Genomic DNA, 21,522 nt, shown 5'->3' with positions numbered 1-21,522 from the left:
CGTCTCCACCCGATGACCAGACGACCGACCGACGACTGACGAAGGACTTGAAGTGAATATCCGCTCCCTCACTCGAGGCGACGGCGTGGTGATCGGAGCAGCGGTATTGCTGTTGATCGCCTCGTTCCTCGACATCTACTCCGTCGATGGGGCTCCCGACAGCGTCGAGTTCCCCAACTCCTGGGAGAGCGGCCCGCTTCTCATGGGCGTGGTGCTCGCCGGCATCATCGGCGCCGCGCTCATCGTGGTCAATCGCGGTCTGCCGCAGCCCCGCAAGGTCGCGGGCATCGACCTCGGTCAGTTCGGCATCGCGGCGACGATCCTCGCCGCGTGGTCGGCGCTCGGCAACATCTTCGACCCGCTGGGCGGCGGCAACAACGTCGGCACGGGCCTGTCCAGCGGGAGCTCCGACGGCCCGGACGCCGGCATCGGCCTGATCCTGGCCCTCGTCGCCACGCTGATCATGGCGGGCGCCGCGGTCGCCACGCCGCTGGTCCCCGCCCTCAAGGGCGCCCTCCTCGGCGCCCCGCGCCCGCAGCAGCCGCAGCCGTACGGCGGGCAGCCGCAGGGCTACGGCTACCCCGGAGCCCAGCAGCAGCCCGGCCAGCAGCAGCCGTACGGTGCGCAGCAGCCGGGCCACGGGCAGCAGCCCTACGGCGGTCAGCCGCAGCAGGGCGGCGCTCCGGCCCCGCAGGCCGCGCAGCAGCAGCCGGCCGCGGACTTCTCGCCGTTCTGGTTCGCCGTGCCGGTGCCGCGTCCGCTGTACGCGGAGGACGGCTCGGGCAACCCGATCGCCGAACTGGCGCCGGGTACCTGGTACTTGGCCGTCGAGCAGCGCGGTCCGGGCCTCGTCGCCCAGACGCAGGACGGCCGCCGCGGCGTGCTCCAGGACACGTCCGGGATCCAGCGCGGCTGATCCCGTCGCACCGCCTCGCGAGGCCCCTCGCCCGTCTTCCGGGTGGGGGGCCTTTCGCGTACAGTCGCGCAGCGGAAGTGACGGCCCATCAGATATGCAGATATGGGGGGGCGCGCATGCGGCTCGGAATCGCACTCGGGTACTGGGGGCGCGGCCCGAACCCCGACCATCTGCCCCTCGTGCGCGAGGCCGAGGAGCTGGGCTACGCCTCCGTGTGGACGGCGGAGTCCTGGGGCAGCGACGCGTTCACCCCACTCACCTGGTTCGCCGCGCACACCTCGCGGATCCGGCTCGGCACGGCGATCGCGCAGATGGCGGCCCGCTCCCCCACGACGACGGCGATGCACGCGCTGACGCTGGACCACCTGTCGGGCGGGCGGATGATGCTGGGCCTCGGACTGTCCGGGCCGCAGGTCGTGGAGGGCTGGTACGGGCGCCCGTTCCCCCGCTCCCCGCTCACGGCGACCCGCGAGTACGTGGACGTCGTACGGCAGGTGCTGCGGCGCGAGGGCCCGGTCGAGGTCGACGGGCGTTTCCACGCGCACCCGTACCGGGGCGAGGACGGCACGGGGCTCGGCAAGGCCCTGAAGCCGATCACCCACCCGCTCCGCTCCGACCTGCCGATCCTGCTCGGCGCGGAGGGCCCGAAGAACATCGCGCAGACCACGCGGATCGCGGACGGCTGGCTGCCGCTGTACTGGTCGCCGACGCGCACGGACGTGTACCGGGCGTCGCTGACGGAGCTGCCGGAGGGCTTCACGGTGGCGCCGATGGCGCGTGCGAAGGTCTGCGACGACGTCGCGGAGGGGCTGCTGCCCGTGAAGGCGATGCTCGGCTTCTACATCGGCGGCATGGGGCACGCGACCCGCAACTTCCACGCCGATCTGATGGCGCGCATGGGGTACGAGGCCGAGGCCCGGCACGTCCAGGACCTGTTCGCCGAGGGGCGCAGGGAGGAGGCGGTGCTGGCCGTGCCCGACGCGTTCGCCGACGAGATCTCGCTCGTGGGGCCGCGCGAACGCATCGCGGAGCGGCTGGAGTTGTGGCGCAAGGGCCCGGTGACGGACCTGCTGGTCCTGTCCCCGGACCCGCACACCCTGCGCGTGCTGGCCGAGCTGAACTCGTAGGCCCCTAGGAGCCCTTGGTGAGTTGCGACGCCGACGGCACCTTGTTGGTCACCTCGGCGCCCGCGCTCTTGCCCGCGTCCTTGACGCCGTTGATGACCTCGTCGAAGGAGGAGGTCACGTCGCCGAGGCCCTCGCCCTTGCGCAGCTTGGTCGACAGGCCCTTCAGCGAGGCGATGCCGGCCGACAGCGGCCCGACCGCCTTGGAGAGCGTCGGATCGCCCTCGGCGTTCTTCGCGGCGGCCTTCAGCCGGTTGTACGTGAACGCGCCCGCGAGGCCCGCCTTGACGAGCGCGAACCGGCGGCCGTCGGCGCCCGCCTTGAACTTGCCCGCGCGGTACGGCTTCACGATCCACTGGTAGGTGGCACCCGCCGCGAGCCCGGCGTTCGCCGCGAACCGGGTCTTGGCGAACTTCTGCTTCTCGGCCGTCGAGGTGGCGCTCGCCGACGCCTTCGTGGCGTCCGCCGAATCGCTGTCGGAGCCGCACGCGGTCGTGCCCGCGAGCAGCGCGCCGCACAGCAGCAGGGCCGTGAGCAGACGTCGTAGGGACAGGGGGGAACGGGAGACCACCGCGTACCTCCGGGGCTGGAGTTGCACTGGTGGCAGCATTGACCGGCGCTGGCGCCTGCGCCACCGGGGCGGGCCCGTACGGGTTTGGACGCGGGCGGCGGGGACATGCGGAGGAACATGTCTGCGAATCGGCACTATCGAGGCACCAGCGAAGCGGCCAGGGTCGTCGTCATCGTCGCCGACGTACTGGCCCTGATCCTCGGCCTGTGGATCCTGATGTACCTACTGGACGCGAACCGGGGCAACGACCTGGTCCAGGTCGTCCACGACACGTCCGCCTGGCTGGCGGGCTGGTCCTACGACCTGTTCACGTTCGACGAGAGCTGGGCGCGCGTCGTGGCCGGCTACGGCCTAGCGGCCGTCGTCTACCTCTTCGTCGGCCACGCCCTGGCGAACCGGCTGCGCCGCTACTGACCCACCGTCCAACCGCCGCACCGGCAGCGCCCCCGCCACCCCGCCGGTCGCACGACCCGGGGGTCTGGGGGCACCCCCCAGAAGACACAGCACGTTCGACGAGAGCTGGGCGCGCGTCGTGGCCGGCTACGGCCTGGCGGCCGTCGTCTACCTCTTCGTCGGCCACGCCCTGGCGAACCGACTGCGCCGCTACTAGCAGCAGCCGGGGTCGACGCCCGTCGGGAGCGCGCCGCCGCCGAACACGGAGCACGTGGCTTCGTCGCCGCCGAGGGCCGCCACCGCGAGGAGGACCGAACCGGCGGTCCAGGTGGTGAGTTCCTCCGGCCAGACGGCCTGGTCGTCGAAGACGTAACCCGTCCAGTACAGGCCCGACTCCGGGTCGCGCAGGTGCTGGATGTTCTGGAGGATCTCCAGGGCCCGGTCGGACTCGCCCATCGCCCAGAGCGCGAGGACGAGTTCGGCGCTCTCGCCGCCGGTCACCCACGGGTTGGGGACGACGCAGCGCACGCCGAGGCCGGGGACCACGAAGCGGTCCCAGTCGGCCTCGATGCGGGCCTTGGCCTCGGTGCCGCGCAGGGCGCCGCCGAGGACCGGGTAGTACCAGTCCATCGAGTAGCGGTTCTTGTCGAGGAACCGCTCGGGGTGGCTGCGGATCGCGTGCCGGAGCGCGCCGAGCGCCAACTCCCAGTCGGGCTGCGGCTCTTCGCGCTGCTCGGCGATGGCGAGCGCGCAGCGCAGCGCGTGGTGGATCGACGAACTGCCCGTCAGGAGCGCGTCGTTGACCGGCGTCCCGTCGTCCTCGCGCTTCCAGCCGATCTGGCCGCCGGGCTGCTGGAGGCGCAGGACGAACTCCGTCGCCGCGCACACGGCCGGCCACATGCGGTCGAGGAAGGTGTCGTCGCCGGTGGACAGGTAGTGGTGCCAGACGCCGACGGCGATGTACGCGACGAAGTTGGACTCGCGGCCCCGGTCCGTGACGTCCCGCGGGTCGCCGTCGCGGTAGGCGGCGTACCAGGAGCCGTCCTCGTTCTGGTGACGGGCCAGCCACTCGTAGGCCCGCGCCGCGGCCTCGTGCTCGCCCGCCACGTCGAGCGCCATGGCGACCTCGGTGTGGTCCCACGGGTCGAGGTGGTGCCCCCGGAACCAGGGGATCGCCCCGTCCGGCCGCTGGATGCCGAGGATCCCGGCGACGGTCCGCGCGGCCTGATCGGCCGTCAGCACACCGGGCAGTACGAGGAGTTCGGTCCGCTCCGGGCTGCTCACTCAGCGGCCCCGTCGGCCTTCGGGAGGTGCGGCTTCGTGGCGTACGCGACGAAGCTCTTGCCGACGACGGGGTTGAGGAGTCCTTCGGCGACCCGCGTCAGCGCGGGCTTCTTCATGATGTCCCAGACGAGCAGCTTGTGGTACGCCCGCACCGGCAGCGCCTTGTCGTTGTCGACGCCGAAGGCGCACTTGAGCCACCAGTACGGGGCGTGCAGCGCGTGCGCGTGGTGGGTGCCGTACGGCTTGAGGCCCGCCTCGCGCATCCTGCCGAGGAGCTCGTCGGCCTTGTAGATGCGGATGTGGCCGCCCTCGACCTCGTGGTACGCGTCGGACAGCGCCCAGCACACCTTCTCGGGCCCGTAGCGCGGCACGGTGACCGCGATCCGGCCGCCCGGCTTCAGCACGCGCACCATCTCGGCGAGCACACCCTTGTCGTCGGGTATGTGCTCCATGACCTCACTGATGATGACGACGTCGAACGACTCGTCGGGGAAGGGGAGTTGGAGCGCGTCCCCCTCCATGGCGGTCGCGGTGGCACCGGCCGGGGCCTCCCCCGCCTCCTTCATCGCGGCGAACCACTTGGCGACCTCGGCGATTTCCTCGGCGTTCTGGTCGAGGGCGACGACCTGCGCCCCGCGCCGGTAGCACTCGAACGCGTGCCGTCCGGCCCCGCACCCGAGATCGAGGACGCGGTCGCCCGCGGCGAGCGGGAAACGGGTGAAGTCGACGGTCAGCACGTGGCCCTGCTTTCCTGGGGGGTTTCGGTGACAACTTCGGTGCGTACGGGGCGAGTCGGCCGCGGCGCGGCCTCCATCGCCTCGCGGTAGAGCTCGGCGGTGCCCTGCGCGGCACGGGCCCACGTGAAGCGCTCCAGGACCCGGGCGCGGCCGTCGGCGCCGAGCCGGGCGCGCAGCTCACGGTCGCCGAGGAGCCGGCCGAGGGCCCCGGCGAGGGCGCCCGCGTCGCCGGTCGGCACGGCCAGGCAGGTCTCGCCGTCGCGACCCGCGACCTCGGGGATGGCGCCGCCGGTGGTGGCGACGAGCGGGGTGCCGGTGGCCATGGCCTCGGCGGCGGGCAGCGAGAACCCCTCATAGAGGGAGGGCACGCAGGCGACCTGCGCGGAGCGCACGAGGTCGACGAGTTCCTGGTCGGTGATGCCCTTGACGAACTCGACGGCGCCTTCGAGGCCGTAGCGCGCGATGGCTCCCGCGACGGGGCCTTCCTCGGGCCGCTTGCCGACGACGACGAGGTGCGCGTCGGGCTGCTCGGCCCGCACCTTGGCGAGCGCCTCGACGAGGTACACGAGGCCCTTGAGCGGTACGTCGGCGCTGGAGGTCGTCACGATCCGGCCCGGCACCTCCGGCACGGCCGGGTCCGGCGAGAACAGGTCGGTGTCGGCGCCGATGTGCACGACGTTGATGCGTCCGGGGCGCACGCCGAGGTGCTGGACGATCTCGTCGCGGGAGGTGCCGGAGACGGTGACCACGGACGGCAGGCGGCGGGCGACCCGCTTCTGCATGCGTGTGAACGCGTACCAGCGGCGCTTGGACATCCGCTGCTGCCAGTTCTCGGCGGCGTCCAGCTCCAGCTGCCGGTCCACGGTGATGGGGTGGTGGATGGTGGTGACGAGCGGGGCGCCGATGCCCCCGAGGAGCCCGTACCCGAGCGTCTGGTTGTCGTGCACGACGTCGAACTCGCCGCGTCTTGCCCGTAGATGGCGGCGGGCGCGCAGCGAGAACGTCAGCGGCTCCGGGAAGCCGCCGGTGCGCATGGCGGCGAACTCGACGGCGTCGATCCAGTCGCGGAACTCGTCGCGCTTCGGCGTGCGGAAGGGGTCGGGGCTGCGGTACAGGTCGAGGCTGGGCAGCTCGGTGAGCGAGAGCCCGGTCGGCGCCCCGTCCGCGCCGGCCTCGTCGAGCACGGGGTACGGCTGGGAGCCGATGACCTCCACGCGGTGCCCGAGTCGCGCCAGCTCACGCGACAGATGCCGGACATACACTCCCTGACCACCACAGAACGGGTTGCCTTTGTACGTGAGGAGAGCGATACGCAAGGACTCCGCGGTCACTCCAGGCCACCCTTCTTCCTGCTTGCCCGTGGACACTACGTGGGACGCTAATCTAGAACAAGTTTCAGACTTGATCGTTCAAGAGCATCGAATCTACCGGCAGGTAGCCAGGCTGTAAGGGGTGGATCAGGTGATTCACGCCACGGCGGGCTCCACGGGACACGGAAAGCCTTCTGATGACAGCTCCGGACGCCAGAACCGCCACCCGCTCCGCCCCCGCGCTCACTGAGCGTCAGGAGGCCAGGCGCCGCCGGATCCTGCACGCCAGCGCGCAGCTCGCGGCGCGGGGCGGGTTCGACGCGGTGCAGATGCGGGAGGTCGCCGAGTCGTCCCAGGTCGCGCTCGGCACGCTGTACCGCTACTTCCCCAGCAAGGTGCACCTCCTCGTCGCCACGATGCAGGACCAGCTCCAGCACATGCACACCACGGTGCGGAAGCGGCCCCCGGCCGGGGAGTCTCCGTCGGAGCGGGTGGCGGAGACGTTGATGCGGGCGTTCCGGGCGTTGCAGCGGGAGCCGCATCTCGCGGATGCGATGGTGCGGGCGCTGACGTTCGCGGACCGCAGCGTGAGCCCGGAGGTGGACCAGGTGTCGCGGCAGACCACGGCGATCATCCTGGACGCGATGGAGCTCGATGATCCGACGCCGGAGCAGCTTTCGGCGGTGCGGGTCATCGAGCACACGTGGCACTCCGCGCTCATCACCTGGTTGTCGGGGCGGGCCTCCATCGCCCAGGTCAAGATCGACATCGAAATGGTCTGCCGCCTGATCGACCTCTCCGCCCCCCCGCCGTCCGTAACCCACACCCCGGGGCTCCGCCCCGGACCCGGCGCCTCAATCGCCGGCGGGGCTACTCATAGCCCCTGCGGCGTTTGAGCAGCGGGGTCCGGGGCGGAGCCCCGCGGCATCGGCCACGGAGCCGTCTGCTCAATCGCCGCAGGGGCTTGAAGGGCCTGCTCAATCGCCGCAGGGGCTCAGAAGACCGGGGCCCGCCCCCGCCCTAATCCTCCGGCGGGAAGACGACCTCACCCGTGTCGGCGAGCGTGAGCGTGATCGCCTCGACCGGACACCCCTCCGCCGCCGCCAGCACCCGCTCATTCGCATCCCCGTCCGCCTCCACCGGATGCGACTGCCTCGCGCTGTCGAGCCGGAACCCGTCCGGCGCCGTGTTCACACACATCGCCGACCCGATGCACACGCTCCGGTCGACCTCGACATGCCACCGGTCGCCCATCGTCAGATCGCCTCCGGCTCGTACCCCGCCGGCAGATGGATCATCTTGTGCTCGAAGTACTCCCCGTACCCCTCGGGCCCGAACTCCCGCCCGAGCCCGGAGTTCTTGTAGCCCCCGAACGGACCGAGCATGTCGAGGCTGAACGTGTTCACGCTGTACGTGCCCGTGCGCACCTGCCGCGCGATCTCCACCCCGTGCGCCGTGTCCGCCGTCCAGACGCTGCCGCTGAGGCCGTACTCGGAGTCGTTCGCGATCTTCACGGCCTCCGCCTCGTCGCCGTACGGCAGCAGGCAGATGACCGGGCCGAAGATCTCCTCGCGGGCGATGCGCATCGAGTTGTCGACGTCGCCGAAGAGCGTCGGCTCGACGTACCAGCCCTGCTCGAACCCCTTCGGCACGCCCCCGCCCGTGAGGATCTTCGCGCCCTCGTCCTGACCGACGCGGATGTAGTCGAGCGAGCGCCGCTGCTGCCGCTCGGCGACGAGCGGGCCGACCTCGGTCGCCGGGTCGAGCGGGTCGCCGACCTTGAGCGCGGAGGCCGCCCCGGCGAACGCGTCGGCGAACTCGTCGTAGCGCGAACGCGGCACGAGGATGCGGGTCTGCGCCACGCACGCCTGCCCGTTGATCATCCAGGCGAAGGGGACGATCCCGGAGACCGCGGCGCTCGCGTCGGCGTCCTCCAGGACCACGGCCGCGGACTTGCCGCCGAGTTCGAGGGTGACGCGGGTGAGGTTGCGCGCGGCGACCTCCATGACGCGCTTGCCCGCGGGCACGGACCCGGTGAAGGAGACCTTGTCGACGCCGGGGTGCCCGACCAGGTACTCGCTGACCTCGCGGTCGGCGGAGAGGATGGACAGCACCCCCTCCGGCAGCCCGGCCTCGGTGGCGATCTCCGCGAGGATGTACGCGTCGAGCGGTGTCTCCGGCGAGGTCTTGAGGATCACCGGGTTGCCGGCGAGCAGCGCGGGCGCGAGCTTGGCGGCGGCGGTGAACTGCGGGACGTTCCACGGCACGATCGCCGCGACCACGCCCACCGGCTCGCGCCGTACGAGGAGCTTGCCGAGGGCGCCGTCGCGGGTCTCCTCGTACGTGAAGCCGCGGGCGACGTTGATCGCGGAGTCCCAGACCATCATCGCGGCGAGCGCCTGCACCATGACGCCGGAGGTGTACGGGGTGCCGTTCTCGCTGCTGATGACGCGGGCGATCTCCTCGTGCCGGACGGCGAACGCGTCCTTGATCCTCGTCACGACCTCGATGCGCTCGTCGAGGCTCATCCGCGGCCAGGGGCCGTCCTCGAAGGCGCGGCGGGCGACGGCCACCGCGCGGTCGACGTCGGCGGGCGCGGCGTGCGGCACCCTGCCGAAGACCTCTCCGGTGTGCGGGGAGACCACCTCGATGACGTCCTTGCCGAGCGGGTCGGTCAACTCCCCGCCGATGAACAGCTGTCCGTGTTCCACGAGCTCGGTCATGGCTGGCATCCTCACGCACGACATTTCTGACGGTGTTTCAGAACTGATACCAGTTCTAGTAACGATCCGGAAGGGTGGTGCGGGGACGCGGGATACGGTTCGCCGGGGCGACCATTGAAACAAGTTCTACAACTTCCCGTACAGTGGCGGAAGTTCGGCTGGAACACCGCACCGGTGGAGGGAGCCCGATGACGAAGGCGCCGGAGACGACGCAGGTGACCGATCACGGCGGGGGCGTGCAGAGCATCCGCGTACCGATCCCCGACAACCCTCTCGGCTTCACCCTCGTCTACCTCGTCGACACGGACGCCGGGCCCGTCCTCATCGACACCGGCTGGGACGACCCGACGTCCTGGGACACCCTGACCGACGGCCTCACGGCCTGCGGCACCGATGTCGCCGAACTCACCGGTGTCCTGATCACCCATCACCACCCGGACCACCACGGCCTGTCGGGGAAGGTGCGGGAGGCGTCCGGGGCGTGGATCGCGATGCACGAGGCGGACGTGGCGGTGGTACGGCGCACGCGCGAGAACCGGCCGGAGCGGTGGTACGCCTTCATGGCCGCGAAGCTGGCGGCGGCCGGGGCGCCGGAGGACCACGTGGCCCCGCTCCTCGCGGCCCGCGACTCCGGGAAACCGCGCCAACTCCCTGGATTCTCACCGGCCTTGCCCGACCGCACCATCACCCCCGGCGACCTCCTCGACCTGCCGGGGCGGCGGCTGCGCGCGATCTGGACGCCGGGCCACACTCCCGGGCACGTGTGCCTGCACCTGGAGGAGGAGCACCCCTCGGGGCGTGCGGGCAACGGCCGCCTCTTCTCCGGGGACCACATGCTCCCGGGGATCACCCCGCACATCGGCCTGTACGAGGACCCGGACGACGCCACCGTGACCGACCCGCTCGGCGACTACCTCGACTCCCTGGAGCGGGTGGGGCGCCTGGACCCGGCGGAGGTCCTTCCGGCGCATCAGCACGCCTTCGCGGACGCGCCCGCGCGCGTGACGGAGCTGCTGGCCCACCACGAGGACCGCCTCACCGGCCTCCTCACCCTCCTCACCACTCCCCTCACCCCCTGGCAGCTCGCCGAACGCATGGAGTGGAACCGCCCCTGGTCCCAGATCCCCTACGGCTCCCGCACCATCGCCGTCTCGGAAGCGGAGGCGCATCTGCGCCGCCTGGAGAAGTCGGGCCGCGTGGAACAGGTCCCCGGCACCACCCCCACCACCTACGTCACCACCCCCTGACCCCACCCCCTCCCTCTCCGGCGCCCCACCTCCTCCCCCTCCGACGTCCCACCCCCTACCCCTCCGGCGCCCCATATCCAGCCCCTCCGGCGCTTGAGGAGCGGGGTCCGGGGCAGAGCCCCGATCTTTCAGCCCCTCCGGCGCTTGAGGAGCGGGGTCCGGGGCGGAGCCCCGGGGGTGGGGCGCGGTGCCGGGTACAGTGAGGACGTCGTCAGTACGTACGTACGAGGGGAAGCCGGTGCGAATCCGGCGCTGACCCGCAACCGTCACAGCCGGAATGCCTCATACGTACGCGCTCGGCCCAGCACCGTCGAGGAATACGGAGCGGAGCCGCCCGGCACCCTCACGTGCCGCGCCACCCCGCTCCCCGCAGGGAGAGGCACCCGCCCCACCATGAACATTCGCCGCAGCGCCGCGCTCATCGCCGCGACCGTCGCGATCGGCGCCGTGAGCGCGCACGCCGCGTTCGCCGACGGTGCGGACAGTGCCTCCCCCTCGCCGAAGGTGGTCGTCCCCTCGGGCCTCTACGGCAAGAGCGACCCCACGTACGACGGCGTCTGGCGCCAGTCCCTCGCCCTCGTGGCCCAGGACACCGTGGGCGTGAAGCCGGCCGCGAAGGCGGTCGACTGGCTGGCCGGCCAGCAGTGCGAGAACGGCGGGTTCGCCGCCTTCCGGGCCAAGCCCACCGAGCCCTGCAACAGCAAGACGAAGATCGACAGCAACAGCACCGCGGCCGCCGTCCAGGCCCTCGCCGCGGTCGGCGGCCGCGACGGCGAGATCGCCAAGGGCGTCGACTGGCTGAAGAAGAACCAGAACGCCGACGGCGGCTGGGGCTACAGCCCCGGCACGGACAGCGACGCGAACTCCACGTCCGTCGCCATCGGCGCCCTCACCGCGGCCGGCGAGAAGCCCACCGAGGTGAAGTCCGGCAAGGGCAGGACCGGCGCCGACGCCCTCGCCGCGCTCGCCCTGCCCTGCGCCAAGGGCAAGGACGGCGGCGCCCTCGCCTACCAGCCCGACAAGAAGGGCGAGCTCGCCGCGAACGCCGACGCCACCGCCGCGGGCGTGCTCGGCGCCCTCGGCACCGGTTTCGCGCCCGGCAAGGGCACGGCCCCGGACGCGTACACCTGCGAGGACGGCAAGAGCGCCGAGACCGTGGCGCACAACGGCGCCGTGTACCTCCAGAACCAGCTCGACACCCACCTGTACCTGAAGTCGCAGCTGGCCGGCGCCACCGACCAGCCCGACTACGGCAACACCGCCGACGCGGTCACCGCCGTCGCCGCGGCCGAGGGCATCAAGGCCACCAAGAACTCGTACGCCTGGCTGGAGAAGAACGCGAAGGACTGGGCCGCGCAGACCGGCCCCGCCGCCTACGCCGAGCTGATCTTCGCCGCGCACGCCACCGGCAACGACCCCCGCGACTTCGGCGGCACGGACCTGGTGAGCGCGCTCGACAAGACCGGCCCCGAGCCCGCCTCCACCACGTCGTCCGCCTCCGACTCCGACGAGAAGAAGGACGACGGCGGCAGCGGCACCAACTGGTGGATCATCGGCGTGATGTTCATCGCCGCCGTGGGCGCCGGCTTCCTGTTCAGCGGCCGGAAGAAGCAGCAGCCGTGACCGCTCGCAGGCCGGCCGCGCTGGTCGTCGCGGTGCTGGCGCTGCTCCTCGCGGCCGTGGCGGCGGCCCCCGCGCAGGCCGCCGGGTACCGGTACTGGTCCTTCTGGGAGCGCGACGGCGGCTCGTGGACGTACGCGACGACGGGCCCCTCTCAGACCAGGCCGGACGACGGCGACGTGCAGGGCTTCCGTTTCGCGGTGAGCGAGGACTCGAAGGACGCGAAGCAGCCGCGCGGCACCACCGACTTCGACGAGGTCTGCGCCGACACCCCGGCCAAGGACGGCGAGAAGCGGATCGCCCTCGTCATCGACTCCGGCACGGCGGCCGACGCCCCCGGCGCCGAGACCCCGCCGAGGCCGCGCACCGAATGCGCGCAGGTGGCCGAGGACGCGACGAGCGCCGACGCGCTGGCCGCGGTCGCGAAGCCGCTGCGCTACGACAGCAGCGCGATGCTGTGCGCGATCTCCGGCTACCCGGAGACGGGCTGCGGCGAGCAGGTGTCGAAGTCGGAGTCGAAGGCCCCGGAGACGGCGAAGGACTCCGCGGCGCCGTCCGGCGACGGCGGTGACGGCGACGACGGCGGTCCTTCCGTCGGTCTCCTCGCCGGGATCGCCGCCGTGGTCGTGCTCGGTGTCGCGGCGGGTGTCCGGGCCCGACGCCGCCGCGGCTGACCGCATGTCCGCTCGTACGCTGCGCGCCCCGCGGGCCCACCGCTCCAACTCCCTGCACCCCGGCGCCTGGTGGATCTGGGCGCTGGGCCTCGGCACGGCCGCGTCCCGCACCACGAACCCGTTGCTGCTCGCGCTGCTGATCGGTGTCGCCGGGTACGTGGTGGCGGCGCGCCGCACCGAGGCGCCGTGGGCGCGCTCGTACGGCGCGTTCGTGAAGCTGGCGCTGGCCGTCCTCGGCATCCGCCTGGTCTTCGCGACACTCCTCGGCTCGGCGATCCCCGGCACGCACCTGTTGGTGACCCTCCCCGAAGTCCCGCTGCCGGACTGGGCGGAGGGGGTGCGCATCGGCGGCCCGGTGACCCTGGAGGGCCTGGTCTTCGCCCTGTACGACGGCCTGAAACTGGCCACGCTCCTCATCTGCGTCGGCGCCGCGAACGCCCTCGCCTCCCCGTCCCGCCTCCTCAAGTCCCTGCCGGGCGCGCTGTACGAGGCCGGGGTCGCGGTCGTCGTGGCGATGACGTTCGCCCCGAACCTGATCGCGGACGTCCGCAGGCTGCGGGCGGCGCGGCGCCTGCGCGGCCGCCCGGACAGCGGTCTGCGCGGCCTGCTCCAGGTCGGACTGCCGGTCCTGGAGGGCGCGTTGGAACGCTCGGTGGCCCTGGCCGCCGCGATGGACGCGCGCGGCTACGGCCGTACCGCCGAGGTCCCGAAGGGCGTGCGCCGGGCGACGGCCGTGCTCACGCTGGGCGGCCTCATCGGGGTGTGCGCGGGCACGTACGGTCTGCTCGCGTCCTCCGGAGCCGGTTACGGCCTGCCGGTTCTCCTCGCCGGGGTCGCGGCGGCGCTCGGCGGGCTGTGGCTGGGCGGGCGCCGCACGGTGCGCACCCGGTACCGGCCCGATGCCTGGGGCGTCCGGGCGTGGCTGGTCGCGGCGTCCGGGGTGGCGGCCGCGGCGCTGATGATCTGGACCGGCACCCAGGACCCGGCCGCCCTCCAGCCGCCGGTGGTGCCGCTCGCGGCGCCGACGCTGCCGCTGTGGCCCGCGGCGGGCATCGCCCTCGGCCTGCTCCCGGCCTTCATCGCACCCGTTCCCGACCAGCCGACGGAGGCGTCGTCATGATCGACTTCGAGGACGTCTCCGTCACGTACGACGGCGCCGCGCACCCCACGGTCCGCGGTATCCAACTGCACGTTCCGGAAGGTGAGTTGATGCTCCTCGCGGGCCCGTCCGGCGTGGGCAAGTCGACGCTTCTCGGTGCGGTGAGCGGCCTCGTCCCGCACTTCACCGGGGGCACGCTGGCCGGGCGGGTCACGGTGGCCGGGCGCGACACCCGCACCCACAAGCCGCGCGAACTCGCGGACGTCGTCGGCACGGTGGGCCAGGACCCGCTCGCCCACTTCGTGACGGACACGGTGGAGGACGAGCTCGCCTACGGCATGGAGTCGTTGGGCCTCAGCCCGCAGGTGATGCGCCGCCGCGTGGAGGAGACCCTCGACCTCCTCGGCCTCGCCGACCTCCGCGACCGCCCCATCTCCACCCTCTCCGGCGGCCAGCAGCAACGCGTCGCCATCGGCTCCGTCCTCACCCCGCACCCGCGGGTCCTCGTCCTCGACGAGCCGACGTCCGCCCTGGACCCGGCAGCGGCGGAAGAGGTCCTCTCGGTCCTGCAACGCCTGGTCCACGACCTGGGCACCACGGTCCTCATGGCCGAACACCGCCTGGAACGCGTCATCCAGTACGCGGACCAGGTCGCGCTCCTGCCGACCGCGGACGCGCCCCTGCTGGTGGGCGCCCCGGCCGACGTCATGGCGGTGTCCCCGGTGTACCCCCCGGTGGTGGGCCTCGGCCGCCTCGCCGGCTGGACCCCCCTCCCCCTGACCGTCCGCAACGCCCGCCGCACGGCGGGCCCCTTGCGCAACCGCCTGGCCTCAACCACGGCAGTTCAAGCCCCTGCGGCGATTGAGCAGCGGGGCCCGGGGCGGAGCCCCGATCTTTCAGCGCCTGCGGCGATCGAGCGGCGGGGCAGGAAGCAGCGCCGCGGCTTTTCAGCCCCTGCGGCGCTTGAGCAGCGGGGTCCGGGGCGGAGCCCCGTGGCCGCAACGCCGCTTGCCGTGACGAAGAACCTGGGCGTACGCCGCGGCCGGGTAGAAGCTCTGCGCCACGTGGGCCTCACGGTCGCCCCCGGCGAAATCCTCGCCCTGATGGGCCGCAACGGCGCCGGCAAATCCACCCTCCTCTCCACCCTCGTCGGCCTGATCAAACCCACCACGGGAACGGCCCACGTCGGCAACGCCACCCCCCACAGGACCACCCCCCACGACCTCATCCGCAAGGTCGGCCTCGTCCCCCAGGAACCCCGCGACCTCCTCTGCGCCGACACGGTCACCGCCGAATGCACGGCCGCGGACAAGGACGCGCACGCCACCCCCGGCACCTGCCGCGCCCTCCTCACCGACCTGCTCCCCGGCATCGCGGACGACACCCACCCCCGCGACCTCTCCGAGGGCCAGCGCCTCACCCTCGCCCTGGCGATCGTGCTGACGGCGGCCCCGCCCCTCCTCCTCCTGGACGAACCCACCCGCGGCCTGGACTACGCCGCGAAGTCCCGCCTGATCGCGATCCTGCGGAACCTCTCGGCCAAGGGCCACGCCATCGTCATGGCCACGCACGACGTGGAACTGGCCGCCGAGCTGACCCACCGGGTGGCGATCCTCGCGGACGGCGAGATCGTGGCGGACGGCCCCACCCCCGACATCGTCACCTCGTCCCCCTCCTTCGCCCCGCAGGTGGCGAAGATCCTGGCGCCGCAGAAGTGGCTCACGGTCTCCGAGGTACGGGAGGCACTGACGTGACGACACCGACACCGACACCGTCACCGTCACCGCCAGCGGCGCCGCACACCGGCCGCGCCGATCCCGTACGCCTCGGCCCCCGCTCCATCGCCGCCCTGCTCCTGGTCAGCGCGGTCGGCGTCGTCGGCATCGGCTGGCCCCTGATCACCGGCCCCGGCTCCCAGGTGAACGCCCACGCGCAGGACGCGCCCTGGCTGTTCGCGGCGCTGCTCGTCCTCCTCGTGGCGGTGGTCGCCGCGACGATCTCGGAGTCCGGCCTGGGCCCGAAGGCGGTGGCGATGCTCGGCGTGCTGGCGGCCGCGGGCGCCGCGCTCCGGCCGATCGGCGCGGGCACCGCCGGGCTCGAACCGATGTTCTTCCTGATGGTGCTGAGCGGCCGGGTCCTCGGCCCGGGTTTCGGTTTCGTGCTGGGCTCGCTCAGCATGTTCACCTCGGCGCTGCTGACCGGGGGCGTGGGGCCCTGGATGCCGTTCCAGATGCTGTCCATGGGCTGGTTCACGATGGGCGCGGGCCTGCTGCCGGGCGCCGGCACCCTGCGCGGCCGGGCCGAACGCCTCATGCTCGCCGCCTACGGCTTCCTCGCCGCGTTCGCCTACGGCACGATCATGAACCTCGCGGGCTGGCCGTTCATGAACGCGCTGGCCTCCTCCGTCGCGTACCAGCCGGACGCCGCGCTGCACGAGAACCTGGTCCGCTTCCTCGCCTACTGCGCGGCGACGTCGCTCGGCTGGGACCTGGGGCGCGCCGCGCTCACCGTGGTGCTGACCCTCGTCGTCGGCGGCGCCGTCCTCAAGGCGCTGCGCCGGGCGACGCGGCGGGCGGCCTTCGAGTCGCAGGTCACATTCGACGGTCCGCGGGCGTGAAGCCCCCCACATGACCCACGTCACCTACTAAGCGGGACCGTAGCCCTGCACCCCGCCTCACCCAGCCCCCACAACGGACATTTACCCCACAAGCCACCCAGTCCGACTTTCCTTAGTAAACCAGCCCTTTGCGCTCACCCCGGCGGCTTTGTTTCTGTGGAGCAACCGCACGGCACCACGCCCTGCACCCCCCTGCCCCCACGGAAGGTTCCGTTTTGTCCGCCACGCTCCTGCGCCGCATCGCCACTCCGAAGAAGGCCATCGCCGGCGTCACCCTCGCGGCCGCCACGACCGGTTTCCTCTTCGCCTCGGCCCCGGCCCAGGCCGCGTCGACGTCGGGCTCGGCGAAGGCCATCGCCCAGCAGAAGATCTCGAACTCGGCCCAGTTCAGCTGCTTCGACAAGATCGTGTCGCACGAGAGCGGCTGGAACCCGAACGCGACGAACGCGTCCACCGGCGCGTACGGCCTCGTCCAGGCGCTGCCCGCCAACAAGATGGCGTCCGCCGGTTCCGACTGGAAGACGAACCCCGAGACGCAGATCGAGTGGGGCGTCAACTACATGAACGACCGCTACGGCAGCCCCTGCGGCGCGTGGGCCCACTGGCAGGCCAACGGCTGGTACTGATCACCTCCGGCGTATGACGTGTGAGGGTGTGGGGCGCGCCCCACACCCAGCCCTTCCGGCACTTGAGGAGCGGGGCCCACATCCAGCCCCTCCGGCACTTGAGGAGCGGAGTGCAGGGGCCGAGGGCCCCGACCCAGCCACGTCCAGCCCCTCCGGCGTTTGAGGAGCGGGGTCCGGGGCGGAGCCCCGTGGCCTCGCCGACGGAAGCCGCCTGCTCAATCGCCGCAGGGGCTCGAAGGGGCGCCGCCCACCCGTCACACGCGCTGCAAAATGGTGGCGGTCGACAGCGCCCCACCCGCGCACATCGTGACCAACGCGAACTCCTTGTCCCGCCGCTCCAACTCATGAAGCGCCGTCGTGATGAGCCGCGCCCCCGACGCCCCCACGGGATGCCCGAGCGCGATCGCACCCCCGTTGACGTTCACCTTCTCCAGATCCTGCTCGAACACCTGCGCCCAGCTCAACACCACCGACGCGAATGCCTCGTTGATCTCGACGACGTCGATGTCCTTCAGCGACATCCCCGCCTTCCCGAGCACCGCCCGCGTCGCGTCGATCGGCCCGTCGAGGTGGAAGTGCGGATCGGCGCCGACCAGCGCCTGCGCCACGATCCGCGCCCGCGGCTTCAGCTTCAGCGCCCGCGCCATCCGCTTCGACGCCCACATGATCGCGGACGCCCCGTCGGAGATCTGCGAGGAGTTGCCCGCCGTGTGCACGGCGGTCGGCATCACGGGCTTGAGGCCGGACAGGCCCTCCATCGTGGTGTCGCGCAGCCCCTCGTCGCGGTCGACGAGCCGCCACATGCCCTGCCCCGCCGCCTGCTCGGCCTCGGTCGTGGGCACCTGCACCGCGAACGTCTCGCGTTTGAACCGCTCCTCGGCCCACGCGACGGCGGCCCGTTCCTGGGATATCAGCCCGAGCGCGTCGACGTTCTCACGGGTCAACTCCCGCTTGCGCGCGATGCGTTCGGCCGCCTCGAACTGGTTCGGCAGGTCCACGTTCCACTCGTCGGGGAACGGCTTTCCCGGCCCGTGCTTGGACCCCGACCCCAGCGGCACCCGTGACATCGCCTCGACACCACAGCTGATCCCCACGTCGATGACGCCCGCCGCGATCATGTTGGCGGTCATGTGCGAGGCCTGCTGCGACGAGCCGCACTGACAGTCCACCGTCGTCGCCGCCGTCTCGTACGGAAGGCCCATCGTGAGCCAGGCCGTGCGCGCCGGGTTCATGGACTGCTCGCCCGCGTGCGTGACCGTGCCGCCGACGATCTGCTCGACGCAGTCCGGCTGGATGCCGGTGCGGCCGAGGAGTTCGCGGTACGTCTCGCCCAGCAGATAGGCGGGATGGAGATTGGCGAGCGCACCCCCGCGCTTGCCGATCGGGGTACGTACGGCTTCGACGATGACGGGCTCGGCTGCCATGACCTACGTCCTCTCCAGGATTCCCGGACCAGCACGATCAGAACCGGTCGGACCGCACGGCGACCCCCGCGCACGAAACTAGAACGCGTACCAGTTCTGCTTGCAGTCTCAGGGCCCTTACCCCCGGTACGCAAGGGGCGTGCATCCACCTCGCACCGAACCAACACAGGCGCGGGCCTTGCTACTTCTAGAACCCGTTATTACCTTCCAAGCCATAACTGACGGCTCGTCAGACCGCTCGTGAGACGACCACGGGAGTGACCCCATGCCGTGCCCCGCGCTGCCCGACGGGTTCGACTTCACCGATCCCGATCTCCTCCAACACCGCATACCGCACCCGGAGTTCGCCCAGCTCAGGCAGGCCGAACCGGTCCGCTGGATCGAGCAGGAACACGGCATCTCCGGCTTCGACGACGCCGGCTACTGGGCGGTGACCCGGCACGCCGACGTCAAATACGTCTCCACGCACCCGGAGATCTACTCGTCCAACATCAACACCGCCGTGATCCGCTTCAACTCCTCGATCGAGCGCGACCAGATCGACGTACAGAAGATGATCATGCTCAACATGGACCCGCCCGAGCACACCCGCGTCCGCCAGATCGTGCAGCGCGGGTTCACGCCGCGCGCCATCCGGTCCCTGGAGGAGAAGCTCAGGAACCGCGCCGGTGACATCGTCGCCAAGGCGGTCCAGCAGGCGGGCCCCGACGGCTCGTTCGACTTCGTCACCAACGTCGCCGTGGAGCTGCCGCTCCAGGCCATCGCCGAGCTGATCGGCATCGAGCAGAAGGACCGCTCGAAGGTCTTCGACTGGTCCAACAAGATGGTGGCGTACGACGATCCGGAGTACGCGATCACCGAGGAGATCGGCGCCGAGGCCGCCATGGAGATCGTCGGCTACGCGATGAACCTCGCGGCCGACCGCAAGAAGTGCCCGGCCCAGGACATCGTGACCCAGCTGGTCGCGGCCGAGGACGAGGGCAACCTGTCCTCCGACGAGTTCGGCTTCTTCGTGATCCTGCTCGCCGTCGCGGGCAACGAGACGACCCGCAACGCCATCACCCACGGCATGCACGCCTTCCTCACCCACCCCGACCAGTGGGAGCTCTACAAGCGGGAACGGCCGAGCACCGCGGCCGAGGAGATCGTGCGCTGGGCGACCCCCGTCGTCTCCTTCCAGCGCACCGCCACGCAGGACACCGAGCTCGGCGGCCAGAAGATCAAGGCGGGCGACCGGGTCGGCCTCTTCTACTCCTCCGCCAATCACGACCCCGAGGTCTTCGAGAACCCGGACGTCTTCGACATCACCCGCGACCCCAACCCGCACCTCGGCTTCGGCGGCGGCGGCCCGCACTTCTGCCTCGGCAAGTCCCTCGCGATCCTGGAGATCGACCTGATCTTCAACGCGCTCGCGGACGCGGTGCCCGACCTGCGGCTCGCGGGCGACCCCCGGCGGCTGCGCGCGGCGTGGCTGAACGGCGTCAAGGAACTCCAGGTCGCGCAGGCATAAGCGGACAGACTCCTACCGATGGTCAAGTCCTGGCACTGATGCCAGGATGAGGCCTTTGTGACGCGACAGGATGTGCGAGAGAGCACTCAACAAGGCCCAAAGGCAGGGGACTTGGAGGGCGCGCGGCGCTTTCGCCGGACCGCCCCCGCGCTCGTCCCGCTCGCACCCGCGCTGCTCTCGCTGGCCCTCGGCCTGTGGGGGCTCACGCGCGACGGCAGCATGTGGCGCGACGAGTCCGTCACGTACCAGATGGCACACCGGGACGCGGCCGGAATCTGGCGGACGATCGGCCGGATCGACGCCGTGCACGGGGCGTACTACGGGCTGATGCGCCTGGTGTTCTCCGCGTGGGAGGGCGGCCTCGTCGCGCTGCGGCTCCCCTCGGTCCTCGCGACGGCCGTGGCCGCGGCGCTCCTCGCCCTGCTCGCCGCGCGACTGAGCGGTCCGCGCGCGGGCCTGCTCGCCGGGACGGCCTTCGCGCTCACCCCGATCGTGCAGTTCTACGCGCAGGAGGGGCGGTCGTACGCGCTGGTGTGCGCCTGTGTCGTGGCGGCGACGTACGCGTTCGTACGGGCGGTGCGGGGCGGCGGGGCGCGCTGGTGGTCGGCGTACGCGGGGCTGCTCGTGGTGGCGGTGCTGCTGCACGAGTTCGCGGTGCTCGCCCTCGTGGCGCACGGGGTGTCGCTGTGGCTGGCGGACGCCTCGTACGCGCGGGCGGCCTGGGGCCGCTGCGTCGTGGTGGTGCTCCTCGTCGTGCTGCCGCTGGCCGTCGTCAGCGCGCGTCAATCCGCCGCGCAGTTGGGGTGGTTGGGGCGGCCGGGGATCGTGCAGTGGGCCGTCTTCGCGGGCGGCTGTCTCGCCGGAGCGCTGCTGTTCCGGCTCGCGGGCGGGCAGCGCGGGGAGTTCTCGCTCGCGGTGGTGGCGCTGCCCCTGCACGTCGTGCCGAGCGCGGTGCTGCTCACCGTGTCCCTGGTGAAGCCGTACTACGTCGACCGGTACGTGCTGTACGGGTGGGCGGGGCTCGCCCTGCTGTTCGGGGCCTGGGCCGGGCGGGTCGCCGGGGCGACGGTGGCGCGGGGCGCGGCGGCCCTGACGGTACTGGCCGTCCTGGCCTGCGGCGCGTGGGTCGGGCCGGCGCCGGTGCGTTCCCCGGAGAGCCGGCTCGACGACGTCGTCGCGGTCGCCCGCGCCGTGCGCGCGGTGGCACGCCCCGGGGACGCCGTCCTCTACCTGCCCGCGCGGCGCCGCGAGTGGGCCATGTCCTTCCCCCGCCAGTACGGGGAGCTGCGGGACATCGCCCTCGCCCGGACCCCCGCCGCATCCGGCACCCTTCAGGGCGAGGAGGCGTCGGCCGACCGGATCCGGCGGGCCCTGGAACGGGAGACACGAGTGATCGCGCTGCTCGACCCCGCGGGTCAACCACTGGACACGGACCACCGGGAAGCGGTGAAACGCGCCGTCCTCCGGAAATCCTTCCACCGCTGCCACGTCACCCCGGTCCACGGCGCCCGCATCACCCTCTACACCCGCCCCACCCACTGCCCATTCCGCGATGAGGCACAGCCCCGCATCTCAAGCCCCCGCGGCGATTGAGCGGCAGACTCCGGCACAGCGCACCACGGCCCCGCCATCCCAAGCCCCCGCGGC

At 72.0% G+C, this 21,522-nt stretch carries 20 protein-coding genes and 1 riboswitch; of the genes, 13 read left to right on the top strand and 7 right to left on the bottom strand.

What is annotated here, in order from left to right:
• Nucleotides 1-52 precede the first annotated feature (52 nt).
• Complete coding sequence (locus ACYBSK_RS06665; RefSeq protein ID WP_457475930.1) at nt 53-916, top strand: hypothetical protein; 864 nt, start codon at nt 53-55, stop codon at nt 914-916.
• Nucleotides 917-1,032: 116 nt separating this feature from the next.
• The gene (locus ACYBSK_RS06660; RefSeq protein WP_460245469.1) at nt 1,033-2,043 is read left to right on the top strand and encodes an LLM class F420-dependent oxidoreductase; all 1,011 of its coding nucleotides are present in this window, start codon (nt 1,033-1,035) and stop codon (nt 2,041-2,043) included.
• A gap of 4 nt (nt 2,044-2,047) precedes the next feature.
• Here ACYBSK_RS06660 and ACYBSK_RS06655 read toward each other — a convergent pair whose 3' ends face one another.
• Nucleotides 2,048-2,638: a hypothetical protein gene (locus ACYBSK_RS06655; RefSeq protein ID WP_457475928.1), complete on the bottom strand. Its 591-nt coding sequence runs from the start codon at nt 2,636-2,638 to the stop codon at nt 2,048-2,050.
• A 90-nt stretch (nt 2,639-2,728) separates the two neighbouring features.
• Between ACYBSK_RS06655 and ACYBSK_RS06650 the strand changes: the two genes are divergently transcribed.
• Entirely contained in the window at nt 2,729-3,025 is a 297-nt protein-coding gene (locus ACYBSK_RS06650; protein WP_457475927.1) for a hypothetical protein, read from the top strand.
• A gap of 192 nt (nt 3,026-3,217) precedes the next feature.
• Here ACYBSK_RS06650 and ACYBSK_RS06645 read toward each other — a convergent pair whose 3' ends face one another.
• From ACYBSK_RS06645 to ACYBSK_RS06635, 3 genes are read right to left on the bottom strand one after another with little or no spacing between them, the layout of a single operon-like run.
• Nucleotides 3,218-4,288 carry a prenyltransferase/squalene oxidase repeat-containing protein gene (locus tag ACYBSK_RS06645; protein WP_460245468.1) on the bottom strand — a complete coding sequence of 357 codons (1,071 nt, stop codon included), beginning with the start codon at nt 4,286-4,288 and terminating at the stop codon, nt 3,218-3,220.
• Nucleotides 4,285-5,025, bottom strand: a complete 741-nt coding sequence (locus ACYBSK_RS06640) for a class I SAM-dependent methyltransferase (protein WP_457475925.1) — start codon at nt 5,023-5,025, stop codon at nt 4,285-4,287. The genes ACYBSK_RS06645 and ACYBSK_RS06640 overlap by 4 nt, the downstream gene beginning before the upstream one ends.
• Nucleotides 5,019-6,356: a glycosyltransferase family 4 protein gene (locus ACYBSK_RS06635; RefSeq protein WP_460245467.1), complete on the bottom strand. Its 1,338-nt coding sequence runs from the start codon at nt 6,354-6,356 to the stop codon at nt 5,019-5,021. The genes ACYBSK_RS06640 and ACYBSK_RS06635 overlap by 7 nt, the downstream gene beginning before the upstream one ends.
• A 176-nt stretch (nt 6,357-6,532) precedes the next feature.
• On the opposite strand from ACYBSK_RS06635, the gene ACYBSK_RS06630 reads away from it, so the two are divergent.
• Nucleotides 6,533-7,231: a TetR family transcriptional regulator gene (locus ACYBSK_RS06630; protein ID WP_460245466.1), complete on the top strand. Its 699-nt coding sequence runs from the start codon at nt 6,533-6,535 to the stop codon at nt 7,229-7,231.
• A 124-nt stretch (nt 7,232-7,355) separates the two neighbouring features.
• Here ACYBSK_RS06630 and ACYBSK_RS06625 read toward each other — a convergent pair whose 3' ends face one another.
• Together ACYBSK_RS06625 and ACYBSK_RS06620 are read right to left on the bottom strand one after the other, a co-directional pair.
• Entirely contained in the window at nt 7,356-7,589 is a 234-nt protein-coding gene (locus ACYBSK_RS06625; RefSeq protein ID WP_457475922.1) for a ferredoxin, read from the bottom strand.
• 2 nt (nt 7,590-7,591) lie between these two features.
• Nucleotides 7,592-9,058, bottom strand: a complete 1,467-nt coding sequence (locus tag ACYBSK_RS06620; RefSeq protein ID WP_460245465.1) for an aldehyde dehydrogenase — start codon at nt 9,056-9,058, stop codon at nt 7,592-7,594.
• 188 nt (nt 9,059-9,246) lie between these two features.
• On the opposite strand from ACYBSK_RS06620, the gene ACYBSK_RS06615 reads away from it, so the two are divergent.
• The 7 genes from ACYBSK_RS06615 to ACYBSK_RS06585 all read left to right on the top strand — a co-directional run bounded on the left by ACYBSK_RS06615 (nt 9,247) and on the right by ACYBSK_RS06585 (nt 16,941).
• Nucleotides 9,247-10,305 (top strand): MBL fold metallo-hydrolase, encoded by a 1,059-nt coding sequence (locus ACYBSK_RS06615; RefSeq protein ID WP_460245464.1) that lies wholly within the window; start codon nt 9,247-9,249, stop codon nt 10,303-10,305.
• A 215-nt stretch (nt 10,306-10,520) separates the two neighbouring features.
• Nucleotides 10,521-10,596: riboswitch (adenosylcobalamin-variant (AdoCbl-variant) riboswitch) on the top strand.
• 102 nt (nt 10,597-10,698) lie between these two features.
• Entirely contained in the window at nt 10,699-11,928 is a 1,230-nt protein-coding gene (locus ACYBSK_RS06610; protein ID WP_460245463.1) for a prenyltransferase/squalene oxidase repeat-containing protein, read from the top strand.
• On the top strand, nt 11,925-12,599 hold the full coding sequence (locus ACYBSK_RS06605; RefSeq protein WP_460245462.1) for an SCO2322 family protein: 675 nt from the start codon (nt 11,925-11,927) through the stop codon (nt 12,597-12,599). The genes ACYBSK_RS06610 and ACYBSK_RS06605 overlap by 4 nt, the downstream gene beginning before the upstream one ends.
• 4 nt (nt 12,600-12,603) lie before the next feature.
• Nucleotides 12,604-13,719 (top strand): energy-coupling factor transporter transmembrane component T, encoded by a 1,116-nt coding sequence (locus tag ACYBSK_RS06600; RefSeq protein ID WP_457475917.1) that lies wholly within the window; start codon nt 12,604-12,606, stop codon nt 13,717-13,719.
• Complete coding sequence (locus ACYBSK_RS06595) at nt 13,716-15,452, top strand: ABC transporter ATP-binding protein (protein WP_460245461.1); 1,737 nt, start codon at nt 13,716-13,718, stop codon at nt 15,450-15,452. The genes ACYBSK_RS06600 and ACYBSK_RS06595 overlap by 4 nt, the downstream gene beginning before the upstream one ends.
• Entirely contained in the window at nt 15,449-16,315 is an 867-nt protein-coding gene (locus ACYBSK_RS06590; protein ID WP_460245460.1) for an ECF transporter S component, read from the top strand. Before ACYBSK_RS06595 ends, ACYBSK_RS06590 begins: the two co-directional genes overlap by 4 nt.
• 215 nt (nt 16,316-16,530) lie before the next feature.
• Nucleotides 16,531-16,941 (top strand): aggregation-promoting factor C-terminal-like domain-containing protein, encoded by a 411-nt coding sequence (locus tag ACYBSK_RS06585; protein ID WP_457475914.1) that lies wholly within the window; start codon nt 16,531-16,533, stop codon nt 16,939-16,941.
• Between the two features lie 254 nt (nt 16,942-17,195).
• Here the strand turns inward: ACYBSK_RS06585 and ACYBSK_RS06580 are convergent, their stop codons facing one another.
• Nucleotides 17,196-18,365 carry a steroid 3-ketoacyl-CoA thiolase gene (locus tag ACYBSK_RS06580; protein WP_457475913.1) on the bottom strand — a complete coding sequence of 390 codons (1,170 nt, stop codon included), beginning with the start codon at nt 18,363-18,365 and terminating at the stop codon, nt 17,196-17,198.
• A 265-nt stretch (nt 18,366-18,630) separates the two neighbouring features.
• Here ACYBSK_RS06580 and ACYBSK_RS06575 point away from each other — a divergent pair, with 265 nt between their 5' ends.
• Together ACYBSK_RS06575 and ACYBSK_RS06570 are read left to right on the top strand one after the other, a co-directional pair.
• Complete coding sequence (locus ACYBSK_RS06575; RefSeq protein WP_460245458.1) at nt 18,631-19,875, top strand: cytochrome P450; 1,245 nt, start codon at nt 18,631-18,633, stop codon at nt 19,873-19,875.
• Nucleotides 19,876-19,986: 111 nt separating this feature from the next.
• Nucleotides 19,987-21,468 carry a glycosyltransferase family 39 protein gene (locus ACYBSK_RS06570; protein WP_460245457.1) on the top strand — a complete coding sequence of 494 codons (1,482 nt, stop codon included), beginning with the start codon at nt 19,987-19,989 and terminating at the stop codon, nt 21,466-21,468.
• The last annotated feature ends 54 nt before the right edge of the window (nt 21,469-21,522 follow it).

It is taken from the genome of Streptomyces sp. BYX5S (assembly GCF_054724165.1).
The sequence above is the reverse complement of the archived record's forward strand: the minus strand, read 5'-3'. Positions and strand labels throughout refer to the sequence as shown.